We start from the raw sequence: 17,382 nt of genomic DNA on the forward strand, positions 1-17,382 counted from the left end.
CGCCGGCTACTGTGCCGTCCATCCGCCATCGACCGCGATCGCGGTGCCCGTGATCTGGTCCGCCGCAGGCGAGCACAGGAAGGCCACGGTGCCTCCAAGCTGCTCCGGAGAGACGAACTCGGATGACGGTTGTTTCTCGCCCAGGAGTGCCTTGGCGGCGTCCTTTTGACTGATGTTTTTCTCTGCGGCGATGTCGCTGATCTGCTTTTCGACCAAGGGCGTCCGCACCCAGCCGGGACAGACTGCGTTGCAGGTCACGCCGCTGCCGGCGGTCTCCAGGCCAACCACCTTGGTCAGGCCGATCAACCCGTGCTTGGCGGCGACGTAGGCCGCCTTGTGCGTCGAAGCGACGAGGCCGTGGGTTGAGGCGATGTTGACGATCCGGCCCCAGTGCTGCTTCTTCATCTGGGGCACTGCCGCCGCGATGCCGTGAAACGCGGCCGACAGGTTGATGTCCAGGATCGCATGCCACTTGGCCGACGGAAATTCTTCCACCGGCGCGGTGAACTGGATGCCGGCATTGTTCACGAGGATGTCGAGGCGTCCGAACGTCTCGATTGTCGCGGCGATCAATCGGCGCACGGCATCGCCCTTCGACATATCAGCGCCATCGTAGACTACGCGCACGCCGTGCTCGCGCTCGATCCCGCTGCGGATGGCTTCGATCTCGCCGGGGTCGCCGAAGCCGTTCAACACGAGGTTGACGCGGAGCCTAGCCAACTCTCTGGCGATTCCGAGCCCGATACCGCTGGTCGATCCGGTGACGATAGCGACCTTATCCTTCAACATGGGAGTTCCTTTCGACGTCAGGTGGGGTGGGGGACTAGTGGGTCCCGCCGGCCTCGATCTGGCCGGGCTTCTTCAGCATCATGGAGGCGGCGAGTGCGACGATCAGCGCGACACCGAGCAGGTAGAACATGTCGCCGAAAGCCAGGATGAAAGCCTGCTTCTGCACGATCTTGCCGATCGCGACATAGGCGCGGTGAGCGGCGTCGATGCGATCGGTCACGCCGTGGTTCATGAAATACTGCGTCAGCTTCTCGAGCCTGGCTTGTGTGGCCTGCTCCAGCAGCGAGACCGACTGCGTCAGCACGTTGGAGTGATATTGCTCGCGCTTGGTGAGCAGCGTCTGCAGCAGCGCGATGCCGACGGCGCCGCCGAGGTTACGCATCATGTTGAACAGGCCCGAGGCCGAACCCGCGTTCTCCGCCTCGATGCCCGATGTCGCGACAGCGGACAGCGGGGCGAACACCAGTGCCTGACCGAAGGCGCGGACGACGTTCGGCCAGAAGAGCTGGTCGGTGGCGTAGTCGTTGGTCATCGAGATGTTCATGAAGTTGGAGGCTGCGAACAGCGCAAAGCCGACACCGATGATGAGCCGCGCGTCGAAGCGCCGTAACAGTTGCGGCACCAGCGGGATCAGCAACAGCTGCGGCAGCCCGGTCCACGCCAGCACCATGCCGATCTGCTCGGCGTTGTAGCCCTGGATGCGCGATAGATAGACCGGCAGGATGAAGACCGAGCCGTAGAGCGCGATGCCGAGCAGGAAATTGGCGAGGATACCGAAGCCGAAATTGCGACGCGCCAGGAGGCGGAGGTTCAGCAGCGGCTTCCTGGCCGCCAGCTCGATCCACAGGAAGGCCGACAGCGCGATCGCCGCGACAATCGACAGCTTGACGATGAACGGCGAGCCGAACCAGTCGTCCTTGTTGCCTTCCTCGAGCACGGTCTGCAGCGCGGCGAGACCGATCGCCATGGTGGCGATCCCGGCCCAATCGCCCTCGCGCAGCAGCGACAGCTTCATCGGTTGCGACTCGAGCGAGACGAACAGCAAGCCGATCATGACCGCGCCCGGCACCAGGTTGACGTAGAAGATGTACTGCCAGCCCCAGTTCTCGGTGAGATAGCCGCCGATGGTCGGCCCAATCGCGGGCGCAAAGGTCGCGGAGATCGCAAACAGCGCCAGCCCGATCGGCTGCTTCGCCTTTGGCAGCAGCGTGATGATGAGCGTGAACGCCATCGGGATCAGCACGCCACCGGTAAAGCCCTGAACGGCGCGCAACACGATCATCTGCGACAGGTTTTGCGCCAGCGCGCAGGCCGCCGAGAACACCAGGAACAACGTCGCATTGGTCAGGAGATAGATGCGGATCGAGAACGCCTGCGCGAGCCAGCCGGACAGCGGGATCACCACAATCTCGGCGATCAGGTAGGAGGTCGAGATCCAGCCGCCATCATCGATACCGGCTCCGATCGCGCCCTGGATGTCAGCCAGCGAAGCGTTGACGATCTGGATGTTGAGCACCGCCATGAAGGCGCCGAGCGTGGCGCCGGCGATGGCGATCCAGGTCTTGGCGGAGACCGCCGGAGTCGGTGTGATGACGGACCGCTCGTCTTCGCCGGCGGGCACGGCATCGATGGCCGGTTGCAGTGTGGTCATGGTTGTCTGCTCGTCGCTTGCGAGAGAAGCATTGCCTGAGCGGACTGTCCGGGAGGAGACAACCGCCAGGGACGCGTGTTCATTCAACTGCGAGGCTCGGGGCGCTGCGATGCGAGACGCTTTTTGCTTTCGCGTTCGGCGATCGCCGCCGATCTGGTGTTGATGGTCGGCTCGGCCGACATGCCGGGACGGAGCAGGCCGGTCAGGCTGCGGTCGTCGAGGACGATTTTCACCGGCATGCGCTGGACGATCTTGGTGAAGTTGCCGGTCGCGTTGTCGGGCGGCAGCAGCGCGAACTCCAGGCCGCTTGCCGGGGACAGGCTGTCGACATGGCCCTGCAGTCTGGTGCCGCGGAAGCTGTCGATGGTCAGCTCGACGGGCTGGCCACCGCGCACATGGGTGAGCTGGGTTTCCTTGAAATTGGCGACGATGTACACGGCATCGAGCGGGACGACGGCCATCAACTGCGTACCGGCCTGGACGAATTGCCCGACCCGGAGCGAGCGCGCACCGACGGTGCCGTCGACCGGCGCGATGATGCCGGTGTAGGAGAGGTTCAATGCCGCCTGCTGCTCGACCGCGCGGGCGCGGTCGCGCTGCGCGACTGCCCTGGCGCGTTCGGTGGAGAGCACGTCGACCTTGCGCTCGGCCGCGAGCAGGCCCGACTTGGCGTGCTGCAATTGCGCGGCGGCGGCGCGCAGTGCCGCGTCGGTCTGCTGCGCGCGCTGCACCGTACCGGAGCCCGTCTTCATCAGCCCGTCGTATCGGGCCTGCTCTTCCTGCGCGAAGTTCAGATTGGCCGTGGCGGCCGCGACATCGGCCGTGCCTTGCTCGATGATCGGCTGCTGCAGGGCAAGCTGTGCATCGAGATTGCGGACAGCGGCGTCGGATGCGGCGACGTCAGCGCCGGCCTGATCGAGCGCGGCGCGGAAATCGCGATCGTCGATCTTTGCCAGCAACTGGCCGGCCTTCACCATTTCGTTGTCGCCGACCAGGACCTGCGCGATATAGCCCGACACTTTCGGCGAGATGATCGTGGAATCCGCCTTCACGTAGGCGTCGTCCGTGGTCTCCAGATAGCGGCCGATGGTGAGATAGTGGTGGCCGAACTCGGCTGCGGCGACGACGCCCAGGGCCAGTGCCAAGGCGAGGGCGGCCCGCCTGATCGCCTGCCCGGACGGCCGAAGGCTGGCTTTGGCGTCCTGCTCGGGAGCATAGGGAATGGAAGACATGGTATTCTCCGAAACGAGGTGGGCGGTGAGATTCAGTCGCGGCGATGGACGTCGTGGGTGACGATGCCGAGCTCGGGAGCCGGCGGGTCCAGGCGTCGCGGATCGGCCAGCGTGCGGCGGATATCGTCCAGTCCGCTCTGCCAGTGAGCGCGCATCGCGCTCAACCCGAACTCGTAATCCCTCGAATGGCCCTCGTGGATCTTGGTCTGATAGATCAGGTGCACGATGTTGTAGCAACGATGGCGCGCCATCTCCGCAATCGCGCGGATCTCGGGATCGTGCCTGGCGGCGTCCGGCAATTTCGCGATCGTGCGCTGCAAGGCCTGACGCATCTTCTGCATCCGCAGCACCTGGTCGGTCACGGCGCGTGTGCGGCTCGAATACTGGATGTCCTTCTGCCGGCTCGACACTTCCATCATGTCGTGGGGAACGTGGCCCTTGGCCGACCAGAGATCGATCTGGAACGTCAGCGTGTCACACGGCTCGCCGGACAGCACGCGGGATAAAGGCGTGTTCGAAACCACGCCGCCATCCCAATAGTGCTCGCCTTCGATCTCGACGGCGGGGAAGCCCGGCGGCAGCGCGCCCGATGCCATGAAATGCTTCGGTCCCAGCCGGCGCTCGGCGGTGTCGAAATAGGTCAGGTTGCCGGTGCGGACGTTGACCGCGCCGACGCTGACGCGCACGTCGCCCGAGTTCAGCCGGTCGAAGTCGACGAGCCTTTCCAGCGTCCGGTGCAGGGGGGCCGTATCGTAAAAGCTGGTCGCGGCGTCGCCCGAGAACGGTGACCAGAGCGGCGAGGGGAAGCGTGGCTTGAAGAAGCCAGGCTGGCCATGGATCAAGGCCCGCGCCGCCGCCATCGCGTTGCGTACCGAGTTGATGTCGAACGCAAACGGCAGGGCGTTGGCGAGCCCTTCGCCGGCGGGCCACTCGATCGAAAACGCGCAGATGGTTTCCCAGAACTCGCGCAACCGTGCAACACGCTCGCCTTCGGGCGAGCCCGCGATGATCGCGGCGTTGAGCGCGCCGATCGAGATGCCGGCCAGCCAGTTCGGCCGGATGCCGGCCTCGTGCAGGCCTTCATAGACTCCGGCCTGATAGGCGCCGAGTGCGCCGCCGCCTTGCAACACCAGGGCGACGACATCGTAGGGCAGCGAATTGCTCCGCTGCGGCACAGGATTGGTTTGCTCGCGCATCACGTTCAGCATTTTGAGGACTCCCGATGGTACGGATGATGTCGATCAGCCGGCATTCGCGTCGACCAGGGTTTCGGAGGATCCGCGCCGCCGCACGATTTCGCTCGAGGCCAGATAGTCGTGGACCACGGTGCCGAGCCCGAGCGTCAGGTCGGCGACGATATGCTTGGCCGAGAGCACCTGGAGCACCGGCAGTTCGGCGACGGGGGCAAGGGCGTGCGAGTACAGGTCGAGCGCTGCCGGCCCAGTCCAGGCGCCCTTCACGGTGATGTCTTCGAGATGGAAGCGCACCAGCTCGCAGATGCGCGGCGTGCCGTCGACATGCGGAATGATCTTGAGCAGGAAATTCGGTGCGGCGAGCTTTTTTGCTTCGGCCGCGGCGTCCAGGGCCCGGTGCTTGTAGCCCATCGTGCCGGTCGCGATGCGGACCGAGCCGTAGTTCAAGGTGCCGACCAGGGTGTCGGTCTCGACCTCAAGCTTCGGCTGCGCCAGCTTCTTGGGAAAGCCCCAGAGCTCGCGCCCGCCCGCAATTGGCGGATGATCGTTGAGGAACATCTGGTGGACGAAGCTGCCGGCCTTGCCCTGATAGGACACCGGAACGACCTGCCCACTTTCGGTGTAGTCGCCAAATCCGGTCGAGTCCGGCATTCGGATGAACTCATAGTTCACCACCGGTTCGGTGATTTCGAGTGGTGCGGGCACGATCCGGCGCAGTGCCTCGGGATCTGTCCGGTACTGGATGATGAAGTATTCGCGATTGATGAAGCGATAGGGGCCGGGCGGGAAAGCCGGGCTGGTCAGTGGCATGGCGAACGCGCTCGCGCGCACGGTTTCGTGTTTCATCATGGTCGGCTCCGGTTGGTATGGGGTGATCGGGCCGGGCTCGCGCACGGTCGACGCGGCCCGGTTTCGCGCGAGGCAGCTACACCTCGCCGACGTGCTCCGGATCGGCCGAGGCCAGCGCGGCCGCACGTTCCGGTCGGGGCGGATAGATCCAGACAGTATTGATCTGCTGCTTGGTCCGCTTCGCCTCGTCGCCGACGAGCTCGAGCTTCCGATCCCAGCCTCGCGTGAAGATCGCGCCGGCTTCTCCCAGATCGAGGCAGGTGGCGTAGGCCTTCTGGTGATAAGGCCTGGTCGCGACACCCAAAAGTTCGGCAGCGGCATTGTTGCCGGCAAACGCGCCCATTCGCGTGGCATGCTGGCACGACATCAGCGCGTGGTTGCCGACGTCGTCACACGCTGCTTTGGCGGCATCGCCGGTGGCAAAGACGCCGGCCACGCCCGGCACTCGCAAGTCGCGGTCGACAAGGAGGCGGCCCAGATTGTCGCGCTCGGCCGGGATCTGCGCGGTCAAAGGAGCGGCGCGCATGCCCGCGGCCCAGATCACGGTCTCCGCCTCGATGTGTTCGCCGCTGGAAAGCGTGACGCCAGACTTGTCGAGCGACGCGACACCGGTGCCGAGACGGGTCTCCACGCCAAGCTTGCGCAGCGCATCCTCAATGACGGGGCGGGAATCTGTGCCCATATCGTGAGCGATCGTACTGTTGCGATCGACGATGACGACGCGTGCCTTGGAGTTCTTGCCGAGGACCGCACGCAGCCGCGCCGGCATCTCCGTCGCCGTCTCGATACCGGTGAACCCGCCGCCGGCCACGACGACCGTATCGCGTCCGTTCCTTGCAGGCCGATCGGCCAGATCATGGAGATGCCGCTCGAGCGCAATCGCATCGTCGAGCTTGTCGACGCTGAAGGCGTGCTCGGCGATGCCGGGGATGTTCGGTCGGAAAAGCCGGCTGCCGGTGGCAACGACCAGCCGATCGTAGGAGAGAGTCTGCTTCGTGCCTTCGGCCGTGACGAGCTCGATCGCACGAGACTTGGTATCGATGGTCCCGGCGCTGCCTTGCACGTAGACGACGTCGATGGCCTTCAACACGTCTTGCAGAGGTGCCGTCAGGGTCTCGGGCTTGCTTTCGTAGAGGCGGGGCCGAACCACGAGCGTCGGCTCCGGTGCAACAAGCGCGATCTCGAGTTGTTCGGGCGAAGCGCCCTGAATGTCCCGCAGGCGCGCGGCGGAAAGTGCGGCGTACATGCCGGCAAAGCCGGCGCCGATAATGACGAGTCGCATTTGATGATCTCCTGTGGATTGAGCTTTCCGGGCATGGGCGCGTCATCGCCGCCGCCACTCTCGTGGCGGATCGTCGAGACCGATGACGCGAAGACGTGACGCGAGATCGCGAATTCTCAGGGAGAGGGGCAGCCTGGCATCGAAGCCATCGGCGGCGGCCAGCGGTGCCGAAAGAAAATTGGCTCGATGGCGTTCGGACGCCAATCGGCGTACGGGAGCTGGCCGCCATCCCTGTCGATGATGGGCATCACCGGACTTGCGTCGTGTACGGACTGCGCCGGTATTTCCACTTCCTCGCCGGTTGCCGAGGTGAAGCGAACGGCCAATGAAAGTCCGTACATGATGGCGCTTGCGGCCATCCTTCGTCGCGGCACGAGTTTGACCGGACTAACGAAGTTCTTCCAGGTCATTGTTCGTCTCCGTCTATTGGATCGAGGGCACCCTGATCATTTAGCGGAGCGGACCTGCAGTTGCGCCAGAGCGATTGCTCTGCCTGCAGAGTGATTGCTGCTTAGCGCATGCGACGTCGCCAATCGCTCGGCGTTTCTCCCGTCAATCTTCTGAACGCGGCGGCAAAGGCGGTTTGAGAGGCATAGCCAAGCTCAGCCGCCACCGTGGCGATCGGGATTTCGGTGTCGCGCAGCGTGTTCATGGCCTGCTCGAGCCGGTGCTGGCGCAGCCAGCTATGCGGCGAAAGACCGGTGCTTTCCTTGAAAGCACGACAGAAGTGGAAGCGCGACAGGCCGGCGTCCGAAGCGAGCGCCGCAAGAGAGACGTCGGAATCGCTGTCCGAACGCAAGCGTTCGATCGCGCGTCGCAGAGCTTGGGGAGCCAGCCCGCCTATGATCGGCTCGATGGCGGTCGGCTCGCCGATGTGCGCGGCCAGGATGCGCGTGGCGATGATATCGGTCAGTCGCTGCCTGAAGAGTGCATCCAGAACCGCGTTGCCCTCCAACACATCCGCCCCGCTCATCAGCAGTCCGGATGTGACAGGGTCGAGATGCCCGGTTCGCTCCAGAAGATCACCGGGAATGGGCGCGTCGGCTTCGCGGGCGACGCGTTCGAGCGTTGCGTGCGGAAGATACAGCTGGACGACATCGACAGGACCGGGAATATCCCATCTGGCGCTCGAACCAGCCGGGATGATCGTCACGACTCCGGAACGGGCCGTTCCAATCGCAACCGATTTTCCGGCGCGTCGCTCCAGGCGCTGAACGCCTGTGGGGTACGTCATGATGACGTGGTCGGTCATGGGCTCGACGACGTCGTGCAGAGCGCCGTGCTTCCAATGCGCGATGCCGCCATTGGAGGGGTCCGAGGCCATCTGGAGCGGCGCGGTCTTCAGGATGCGCGCCATCTCCACATCGGCACGCCGCCGCTCGACGTTCGGCGAGTCGCTGTGGCGCGCAACGGGTGCGGCAAGCAGAGCCCCCAAAGGATCGTGCAGGATTGGCTTGTCCATGGAGTTAGTCTCGCGTTCGGAAGGCACTTCGGGACCCGCGGAGCGATTGCTGCTAACGCACGCGTCGTCGCCAATCGCTCGGCGTTTCGCCGTTCAATCGCTTGAACGCCGCGGCGAAGGCCGTTTGCGAGGCATAACCAAGCTCTGCCGCAACCAGGGCGATCGATGTGTCGGTATCGCGGAGCAGGTTCATGGCTTGCTCGAGCCGGTATTGGCGCAGCCAGGCGTGAGGCGAGAGCCCGGTGCTTTCCTTGAATGCGCGGCAGAAGTGGAAGCGCGACAGACCGGCATCGGAGGCGAGGGCATCGAGGGAGACGTCGGTATCGCTGTCCGAGCGCAAGCGTTCGATGGCACGGGCCAGGACCTTGGGCGAAAGCCCACCGATGGTCGGCTGGAATGGGGCTTGCGAGCCGGTATGGGCAACCAGGAGACGCATCGCCAGGAGGTCGATCAACTGATGCCTGAACAGCGTGTCCAGGGCCGCATTGCTCTCCAGCGTGTTGACCGCGCTCAGGATCAATCGGGACGTAATGGGATCAGGATGCGCCGTTCGCTCCAGGAGTTCGCTCGATGTGCCGCTCGCGGCTTCGTCGGCGACGCGTTTCAGCGTTGCGTGGGGGAGATAGAGCTGAACGACGTCGACAGGCTTCGGAATATCCCATCGGGAGCTCGATCCTTCGGGAATGATGATCACAGCCCCGCGACGAAACGTTCCAATCGCAACGGACCGTCCTGAGCGCCGCTCCATGTGCTGCACCGCTCCGTTATAGGCCATGATGACGTGATGGCTCATGGGCTCGACGACGTCGTGCAAGGGTTCGTGTTTCCAGTGGGCGATCCCGGCACCGGAGGAGTCCAATGCCACGCGAAATGGTTCGGTGTGGAGCACACGCGCCATCTCGGCGTCAGCGGCACGCCGCCCGGTCGCCGACGACTGGCCTTGGCTTGGCTCGGATGCGGCCGGAGGATTTTCACGCGCAGAATTGTGCGAGATCGGTTTGCTCATTGGACGTGCTCGTCTCAGGGGCCTTGCACTCGCGGCGCTGAGCGCGATTTGCGCGCCCGGCGTGAAGCCATCGCTTCTTTTGCGCCCGTACGGGTGCCGCAGCGCGCCGCGAGCGCTCGGTGTGGTTTTCTAGGCACGTGGGACTACGGGGTCTTTCCTGAAACCGCGGTGCTTGTCCTGATTCTGCTCAAAGCGCTCGGACGCGAGATCTTGTGATCGGCGATCCCTGGACGACTGCGGAGAATCAAGCTCACGATTTGCGCATTAGATGTTGAAATCGCTTCTGAAAATGGCTTTGCCACAATCGGCCGCGGCGCCCCGTCGCAATCGCAAATCACGCCGCGACGCGACTGGACCCCCGTACTCCGAAGCGGATAATGCTACCGACCTCCAGGGCGACGGCAGTCAGATGGGTTGCCTGGTCAGAATTCCACGGATGGGTCGATCGAATGGCACTGGCGGGCACCTTCGGACAGAGGGTCAAGCGGCAGTTGAGCCTGGCGGATGCGCCGCCTTCGCTGATCACGCGGTCGCGGCGAGGCGTCGACGTTGCGGTCACCGAAACCCTGAACAGTGAGCCGGTCGAGGGTCTTTCCGGCTCGCTTGCCGACGACGCCTATCTCGTCAGCCTGAAGCTGCAGGATTATCCTGACTGCGAGCTCTGGGAGCACGGCAAGTGCTTTGCGAAGACGAATGTCAGAGCCGGTACGACCTATCTGTACGATCTCCGGCACGATCCGCGCTTCGTCATCGACAAGCCGTTCCATTCCGTCCATTTCTATCTTCCTCGTCTGACGCTCGACGGAATCGCGCGAGAAGCCCGCACGCCGCCCATTGGCGACCTCGCGTGCCGGTATGGTTTCGGCCATGACGACGAGATCATGCGCCATATCGGCGCCTTGATGTTGGAAGGACTGCGTCGTCCGGCAGAGGCCAACCAGCTCTTCATCGACCACATGATGCTCGCGTTCACGGCCCACATTGCCCAGACCTATGGCGGATGGCAGCGCGTCGCGGATGCGGCCCGGGGCGGTCTTTCCCCATGGCAGGTGAGGCGAGCCTGCGAAAGGCTCGACTCGGATCTCGGCGGGACGCTTTCACTGCAACAGATCGCGGCCGAGTTTGGTCTCTCGGTTAGCCATTTTTCCCGCGCGTTTCGAATCTCGACCGGCCTTCCGCCTCACCAGTGGCTGCTCCGCCAGCGTGTAAAGGCGGCAAAGCAGTTGATGACCCTGCGCGACCTGCCGCTGTCCGAGATTGCGATCTCGGTCGGGTTCGCCAATCAAAGCCATTTGACGAAGGTGTTCTCGGCGCAGGTGGGCGTCAGCCCGGCGGCATGGCGCCGCGAAGCGCTTGGCATCAGGGACAGCGAGACGTGATCGTCCGATCAGCGGCGCTGCGCCAGTGAACCGGCGTAGGCGGCGCGGCGCGCCGCGAAGATCTCGTCCGGCGGATAACCGATGCCCTCCGCAAGATTTGCCGGATCGAAGCCGGAAGTATCGCACGTCTCGTCCGCTTCGATCGCGGTGATCACGATCGTTCCGAGCCGTACGGCTTCCCGGCTGTCCTCATCCGGCCACCGGATCGTGACATCCTGCGTCGGGTCATCGGGACGGCCGAGCAGCGCCATCAGGCTGAACCGGATATCGCGTGTCGCGATCCTTCCTTTGAGATCGTTGTGCAGGACGTCGGCGGACGTCGTCCTGGCCTTGCCCTCGATCATCGCAAGTTCGCCACCGACCGGGACGACCTTGAATTTGATGAACTGCGTCTCGCCCTTCGAATTCGTTGCGGGGAAGGCGTGGACGGCCCAGTAGGTCGTGCCGGCAAAGCTCGGGGGAGGCGGATGCGCGGCGATGTAGTTCGCCTGACGCAGCGTTTCGGGATTGGCGGTGGAGAAGGCCTTGATCTTCTCCAGGTCCGGCCTTCCGTCGCGACCGGGCATGCGCGAGGTGAGGAATGCCAGCATTTGATCGAGCGTCCTCGCATAATGAACCGGAGCGCTCTGTGTGAGGATGTCGGAGCGATGCTCGTCGTTGCCGAGCCTGAAGCTGAAGCCGCGCAGCGTGAGATCCCTGGTCTCGGATTCGCGGGGACCGCCGTCCACCGAGAAGCGCGCCAGCACGCGCGATGGTGTTGTGAAGCTCCGCGACTTCGTGACCTCGTCGGCCCGATCCGAAGGGATGTAGGTCCCCCTGACGCAGCGGCCTTTGGCAAAGCTCGCGCGTGCCTTGGGTGGATTGCCCAGAACGGCTTTCTGAGCCTCGACAATGGAGGCGGGTGTGGCGGTGCCGCTCGGGGACAGGGACATGGCTTGGTCTTGGATTTGCTCCCCTCAACCGTTAGCGGCGTGGATGCTTCCCCGCTCCAGAGCGATTGCTGTGCTTGCAGCGCGATTGCTGTCTTCTTGCGCGGTCACCAGGGCACTGAACGCGGCGTCGGCAGGTCGTCGGCGATGGAATATCTCAGCAAAATGAATGGCTTGAGTTGAAATCTTCCCACGGCCCATGATGGATCGGGGCGGGCGCTCAAAGGCGGCGTGTGCACGGGCAGCAAAGTCCATTGAAAGCACGGCCGGCCGTTCTTCGGAGTGATCTGCTGAGGCGTGGGCAACCTCGGAGGGGCCGTGCCAACCGTCCTGCACCAACGAGACGTGCCTGGGACTGCAATCCGAGCCTGAGCCCGCGCCGGCGATTGACAGCTAATTATTACATGTCTAAAAATATGCAAATTCATATAATTCGTGAGATGCCTGAATGGACACGCATCCGCTCAAGCTCAAGGTCAGATCGTATGCCGCGGAGACGCCGTTCATACGGAGCCTTGTGTTTGGCGTGGAGGACGGCGTCGCGCCGCGATGGCAGGCGGGTGCACATATCCGCGTGGCGCTCCCGAATGGAGGCGACCGGCCGTACTCGCTGATGGCTTTGCCGGGCCTTCCCGAAGGTATGCTGGCGCTTGGGGTGCTGCGCGAGGAGGCATCGACCGGCGGCTCGCAGTTCATGCACGCGCTGAAGATCGGCGATGTCGTGAAGGCAACGGCGCCGGTCAACAATTTTCATCTGCATGAGGGAGCGGCGCCCGCGCTGCTGTTCGCCGGCGGCATCGGTGTCACGCCGATCCTGTCGATGGCGGCGAAACTCGCGGCCCGAGGAAGCCCGTATCGCTTGCACTATGCGGGCCGCACGCAAGGCCTGCTCGCGTTCCTGCCGCACCTGCAGGAGATATGCGCCAAGGGCCTGTCCATCCACTACGACAGCGACGAGTCCCGCCTGGACATCGCAGCGGCGCTCGGCGATGCCGCTGCAAACGCCCACATTTACGCCTGCGGTCCGGCCGGCATGATCGAAGCGGTGAAGGCGGTTGCGCTCGGCAGGGACATTCCGGCAGACCGTATCCACTACGAGCTCTTCAAGGCCGAGCAATCGTCCTCGGCCGACTTGCCGTTCGAGGTCGAGCTCAAATCGACCGGGCAGGTCGTCAGCGTGGCGGCCGGTCAGACCATCATCCAGGCGCTGGAGGCCGCGGGTCTCGACGTGCTCTACGACTGCCAGCGCGGCGATTGCGGCATCTGCCAGTGCGGCGTGATCGAAGGGGTGCCCGACCATCGCGACGTCATCCTCAGCGACGACGAGAAGGCGTCCAACAAGGTCATGCAGATCTGCGTATCACGCGCGAAGTCGGAACGTCTGGTGCTGGATCTCTAGGGGAGGCGAGGGACGTCATGGCGAAATACGGACAGAATGCCGACGCGATCGCGGCGCTGGTGCGCGAGGCCGAGGTGCATCGCGACGTCTATGTCGACCCCGAGATCTTCGAGCTCGAGATGGAGCACCTGTTCCCGAACAGCTGGATCTATGTCGGGCACGCGAGCCAGTTGGGAAAGCCCGGCGATTTCATCACAGCCAATATCGGCCGTCAGCCGGTGCTGGCGAGCCGCCACACCGACGGCTCCATTCACGTCTTCTACAACCGCTGTCCGCACAAGGGCGTGAAGATCGCCTCCGAGCCCTGCGGCAACACCGGAAAGTTCTTCCGCTGCCCCTATCACGCCTGGTCTTTCAAGACCGACGGCTCGCTGCTCGCGATCCCTCTGAAAAAGGGCTACGAGGGCACCGGCTTTGGCGACACGCAAGCGAATGAGGGATTGTCGAAGGTCAGGAACGTCGTGATCTATCGCGATTTCATCTTCGCCCGCCTGAGCGACGACGGCGTGTCCTTCGAGGATTATTTCGGCGAAAGCCTTTCGACCATCGACAACATGGTCGACCGCTCGCCGGAGGGGAAGCTCGCTGTCCAGGCGACGCCGATCCGCTACATGCACACCTGCAATTGGAAGATGCTGGTCGAGAACCAGACCGACACCTGCCATCCGATGGTGGCGCATGAGAGCTCGGCCGGTACCGCGGTCAAGGTCTGGAAGCGCGAGCAGGGCGATTCCACGGAGACGCCGATGGCGGTGCAGCTCTACGGTCCCTTCATGAGCCCGTACGAGTTCTACGAGCAGAGCGGCATCAGGATCTGGCCGAACGGCCACGGCCATACCGGCGTCGCCAACTCCATCCATTCCAACTATTCGGACATCGAAGGCTATGTCGGCCAGATGGTCGCGGCCTATGGCGAGGAGCGGGCGCACGAGATCCTCGGCGAGGTCAGGCACAACACCGTGTATTTCCCGAACATCATGGTCAAGGGCGCCGTGCAGATCCTGCGCAATTTCATCCCGATCGCGGTCGACAGGACGCTGGTTGAGAGCTGGGTCTATCGCCTGGTCGGCGCGCCGGACAAGCTCTACGAGCGGGCTCTGATGTACAACCGCTTCATCAACGCGCCGACCTCGATCGTCGGGCACGACGATCTCGAAATGTACGAGCGGGCGCAGGAAGGACTGAAGTCGAACGGCAACCAATGGGTCAATCTGCGGCGCCTCTACGAGAGCCATGAAGAGCAGGACGTCACGGCCGTGATCAACGGCACGTCGGAGCGACAGATGCGAAACCAGTTCCATGCCTGGTCGAAATTCATGACCATGGACATGGACAAGCGTGCCGAGGCCGCGGAATGATCGACGAGAAGGCCATCACGGACTTCATCTATCTGGAAGCCGAGCTGCTCGACACGATGCAATGGCAGGCCTGGCTCGATCTGTTTCACCCCGAAGGGCGCTACTGGATGCCGCTCGAATGGCAGCAGCAGGATCCGGTGCTCCAGCCCTCGTTGATGTACGAGGATCTGCTGCTTCTGAAGGTCCGCGTCGAGCGGCTCTCCGGCGAGCGGACCTTCAGCCAGAAGCCGAAGAGCCGTTGCCATCATCTTCTCCAGGCACCGCGGATCGTGGCGTGCGACCCGGCTGCGGGCGTCTACAAGGCGCGGACGTCCTATATCTACACCGAGACCCGCGGTGATCTGCTGGAGCGGTATTCGGGATGGGCGTCGCACGAATTCGTAGAGGTCGGCGATGCCCTGAAGATCAAGCTCAAGCGAGTCGATCTCGTCAATTTCGACGCGCCGTTCGGCAACATCCAGCTTTTCATGTGAGTACGCCTTGACCGCTGCGACCACAGTCTACGCCCGCTTTCGCGAGACCGCCCTTCGCCGGGAGGAGGCGGGCTTCCTCAACGTGCTGCCGGAGACCGCCGATATCTATGGCATCGCGGCAGGCGAGATTTCCTACCGCGCCATGCTCGACCGGGTCGAGCGCTGGCGCTCGGCTTTTGCAAGCCGGGGCTATGGCGAAAGCCACAGGGTCGGGCTGCTGCTCCAGAACAGGCCGGTGTTCGTCGAGCTGTGGTTCGCGCTCAACGCGCTCGGCGTGTCCGTCGTGCCGATCAATCCCGATTTGCGGCTCAGCGAGCTCGAGTACATCATTGCGCATTCCGAGATGAATGCGGCGTTCGTCCTCGCCGAGCGGCGCGACGAGGTCGAGACCGCGGCGCGCCAGGCCGGCCGGCCGATCCCGGTCGTGACTGATCAGGACGACGTTCCCGTACCCCTCGGAGGTGCGCGGCCTTCGACCGCCGGAAACGAGGCGAGCGAATGCGCGCTGCTTTATACGTCTGGGACCACGGGTCAGCCCAAGGGCTGCGTGCTCACCAACACATATTTCCTGCATTCCGGAAACTGGTATCGCGATGTCGGCGGGCTGATCGATCTCAAGCCCGACTGTGAGCGCATGATCACGCCGCTGCCGCTGTTTCACATGAACGCGATGGCGGTGTCGCTGATGGCGATGTTGTCGGTCGGCGGCAGCCTCACCATGCTCGATCGCTTCCATCCGCGTACCTGGTGGGCGTCCGTCCGCGACAGCCGCGCGACCTGTCTGCATTATCTCGGCGTGATGCCCTCGATGCTGATGAGCGCGCCGCAATCGGAGCAGGACCGCGCCCACACCGTGCGCTTCGGCTTCGGCGCCGGCGTCGACAAGCTCCTGCATGCGCCGTTCGAGGAGCGCTTCGGCTTTCCGCTGCTGGAGGCCTGGGCGATGACCGAGACGGGAAGCGGCGGCGTCATCGCCGCCAATATCGAGCCGCGCAAGATCGGCACGAGCTGTTTCGGACGCCCGGGCCCCGAGGTCGACATTCGTATCGTCGACGACAGCGGCAACGACGCGCCGGTCGGGACGCCGGGCGAGCTCCTGGTGCGGCGCGCGGGTGCGGACCCGCGTTACGGTTTCTTCCGCGAGTACCTGAAGAACGAGGCCGCCACCGCCGAGGCGTGGGCCGGCGGGTGGCTGCACACCGGCGATATCGTGTCGCGCGATGCGGACGGCGACCTTCATTTCGTCGACCGCAAGAAGAACGTGATCCGGCGTTCCGGCGAGAACATTGCCGCAGTCGAGGTCGAGTCCGTCCTCAACCGCCATCCCGCAATCAGGCAGGCCGCGGTTGCCGCGACGCCCGATCAGGTGCGCGGCGACGAGGTTGCGGCGGTCATCATCGCCGAGGAGGCCGGTGCCGACCGCGCGCGCGCCGAGGAGATCGTGCGCTGGAGCCTGGAGCAGATGGCCTATTACAAGGCGCCGGGCTGGATCTGTTTCGTCGACAGCCTGCCGTTGACCGCGACCGAGAAGATCCAGCGCGGCGGCCTGAAGGATTTCGTCGCCAGGCTGATGTCTGACGGTGCGTTCTTCGACCTTCGCGACCTCAAGCGGCGGCAGGTTTGATCATGAGCGAGATCCGCACCACACTCATCACCGGCGGCAATTCGGGGATCGGCGAGGCGCTGGCGAAAAGGCTCGTCGAGAGCGGGCAGCGCGTGATCTCGGTCGGGCTGGAGAAGCCGGACTGGACGCATGATCTGCTCGCGGCCTATCGCGCTGATCTCTCCGATATCGAGGAGACGCGCGCGATCGCGCAGGAGATCTGCCGCGATCACGCCGTTGATCGCCTCGTGCACAATGCGGGCGTGATCCTGCCGAACCTGCTGCCCGATGCGAAGCCGGAAGACATTTTGATGCTGGCGCAGCTGCACCTGGGCGCGCCGATGCTGCTGACCCAGGCGGCGCTGGAGGGGATGCGTGCGCGCCGCTTCGGCCGCATCGTGTTCGTCAGCTCGCGAGCCGCGATGGGCGCGGCGACGCGGTCGGCCTATTCGGCGACCAAGGCCGGCGTGCACGGCATGGCGCGGACCTGGGCGCTGGAGCTCGCCGCGAGCGGCATCACCGTGAACGTCGTGGCGCCAGGGCCGATCCTGACCGACAATTTCTGGGGCATCATTCCCAAGGGCTCCGAGCAGCAGGAGCGGATGGCGCGCAACGTGCCGGTCGGGCGGCTCGGCTCGCGCGAGGATGTCGCGCACGCCATCAGTTTCTTCCTCGACGAACGTTCGGACTTCGTCACTGGCCAGGTGCTCTATGTCTGCGGCGGCACCAGCCTCGTCGGCCTTGGCCCGTAGAGCATGATCCGGACCCGGAGGGCCG

At 64.3% G+C, this 17,382-nt stretch carries 16 protein-coding genes; 6 read left to right on the plus strand and 10 right to left on the minus strand.

Going from position 1 to position 17,382, the window contains the following annotated elements; all coding sequences use genetic code 11:
• Positions 1–6 precede the first annotated feature (6 nt).
• From AB7535_RS08460 to AB7535_RS08500, 9 genes are all read right to left on the minus strand, one after another.
• Positions 7–789: a 3-hydroxybutyrate dehydrogenase gene (locus AB7535_RS08460; RefSeq protein WP_085401731.1), complete on the minus strand. Its 783-nt coding sequence runs from the start codon at positions 787–789 to the stop codon at positions 7–9.
• Between the two features lie 34 nt (positions 790–823).
• Entirely contained in the window at positions 824–2,440 is a 1,617-nt protein-coding gene (locus tag AB7535_RS08465; protein WP_135215364.1) for an MDR family MFS transporter, read from the minus strand.
• An 83-nt stretch (positions 2,441–2,523) separates the two neighbouring features.
• Positions 2,524–3,672, minus strand: coding sequence for an HlyD family secretion protein (locus AB7535_RS08470; RefSeq protein WP_085401729.1), 1,149 nt, complete (start codon positions 3,670–3,672; stop codon positions 2,524–2,526).
• A gap of 32 nt (positions 3,673–3,704) precedes the next feature.
• On the minus strand, positions 3,705–4,880 hold the full coding sequence (locus tag AB7535_RS08475; RefSeq protein WP_085401728.1) for a DUF3734 domain-containing protein: 1,176 nt from the start codon (positions 4,878–4,880) through the stop codon (positions 3,705–3,707).
• A gap of 33 nt (positions 4,881–4,913) precedes the next feature.
• Entirely contained in the window at positions 4,914–5,711 is a 798-nt protein-coding gene (locus tag AB7535_RS08480) for an acetoacetate decarboxylase (RefSeq protein WP_085401773.1), read from the minus strand.
• A gap of 79 nt (positions 5,712–5,790) precedes the next feature.
• Positions 5,791–6,996, minus strand: a complete 1,206-nt coding sequence (locus AB7535_RS08485) for an NAD(P)/FAD-dependent oxidoreductase (RefSeq protein ID WP_085401727.1) — start codon at positions 6,994–6,996, stop codon at positions 5,791–5,793.
• A 116-nt stretch (positions 6,997–7,112) separates the two neighbouring features.
• The gene (locus tag AB7535_RS08490) at positions 7,113–7,406 is read right to left on the minus strand and encodes a hypothetical protein (protein ID WP_085401726.1); all 294 of its coding nucleotides are present in this window, start codon (positions 7,404–7,406) and stop codon (positions 7,113–7,115) included.
• 101 nt (positions 7,407–7,507) lie between these two features.
• A complete protein-coding gene (locus AB7535_RS08495) occupies positions 7,508–8,458 on the minus strand; it encodes a helix-turn-helix transcriptional regulator (RefSeq protein ID WP_244623229.1) in 951 nt (316 codons plus the stop codon).
• A 52-nt stretch (positions 8,459–8,510) separates the two neighbouring features.
• Entirely contained in the window at positions 8,511–9,464 is a 954-nt protein-coding gene (locus tag AB7535_RS08500; protein WP_085401724.1) for a helix-turn-helix domain-containing protein, read from the minus strand.
• Between the two features lie 449 nt (positions 9,465–9,913).
• Between AB7535_RS08500 and AB7535_RS08505 the strand changes: the two genes are divergently transcribed.
• Positions 9,914–10,843 (plus strand): helix-turn-helix domain-containing protein, encoded by a 930-nt coding sequence (locus AB7535_RS08505; RefSeq protein WP_085401723.1) that lies wholly within the window; start codon positions 9,914–9,916, stop codon positions 10,841–10,843.
• Between the two features lie 8 nt (positions 10,844–10,851).
• Here AB7535_RS08505 and AB7535_RS08510 read toward each other — a convergent pair whose 3' ends face one another.
• Positions 10,852–11,775 carry a catalase gene (locus AB7535_RS08510; protein ID WP_085401722.1) on the minus strand — a complete coding sequence of 308 codons (924 nt, stop codon included), beginning with the start codon at positions 11,773–11,775 and terminating at the stop codon, positions 10,852–10,854.
• Positions 11,776–12,220: 445 nt separating this feature from the next.
• Here AB7535_RS08510 and AB7535_RS08515 point away from each other — a divergent pair, with 445 nt between their 5' ends.
• The 5 genes from AB7535_RS08515 to AB7535_RS08535 are packed head-to-tail and all read left to right on the plus strand — an operon-like array spanning position 12,221 to position 17,357.
• Positions 12,221–13,171, plus strand: a complete 951-nt coding sequence (locus AB7535_RS08515) for a PDR/VanB family oxidoreductase (RefSeq protein WP_085401721.1) — start codon at positions 12,221–12,223, stop codon at positions 13,169–13,171.
• Between the two features lie 17 nt (positions 13,172–13,188).
• Positions 13,189–14,529 (plus strand): Rieske 2Fe-2S domain-containing protein, encoded by a 1,341-nt coding sequence (locus AB7535_RS08520; protein WP_135215363.1) that lies wholly within the window; start codon positions 13,189–13,191, stop codon positions 14,527–14,529.
• Positions 14,526–15,002: an aromatic-ring-hydroxylating dioxygenase subunit beta gene (locus AB7535_RS08525; RefSeq protein WP_085401719.1), complete on the plus strand. Its 477-nt coding sequence runs from the start codon at positions 14,526–14,528 to the stop codon at positions 15,000–15,002. Before AB7535_RS08520 ends, AB7535_RS08525 begins: the two co-directional genes overlap by 4 nt.
• A 7-nt stretch (positions 15,003–15,009) precedes the next feature.
• Positions 15,010–16,626, plus strand: a complete 1,617-nt coding sequence (locus AB7535_RS08530; protein ID WP_167768111.1) for an ATP-dependent acyl-CoA ligase — start codon at positions 15,010–15,012, stop codon at positions 16,624–16,626.
• 2 nt (positions 16,627–16,628) lie between these two features.
• Entirely contained in the window at positions 16,629–17,357 is a 729-nt protein-coding gene (locus AB7535_RS08535; protein ID WP_085401717.1) for an SDR family NAD(P)-dependent oxidoreductase, read from the plus strand.
• Positions 17,358–17,382 lie beyond the last annotated feature (25 nt).

It is taken from the genome of Bradyrhizobium sp. 956_D2_N1_4 (genome assembly GCF_052076025.1).
GTDB classification, from domain to species: domain Bacteria; phylum Pseudomonadota; class Alphaproteobacteria; order Rhizobiales; family Xanthobacteraceae; genus Bradyrhizobium; species Bradyrhizobium barranii.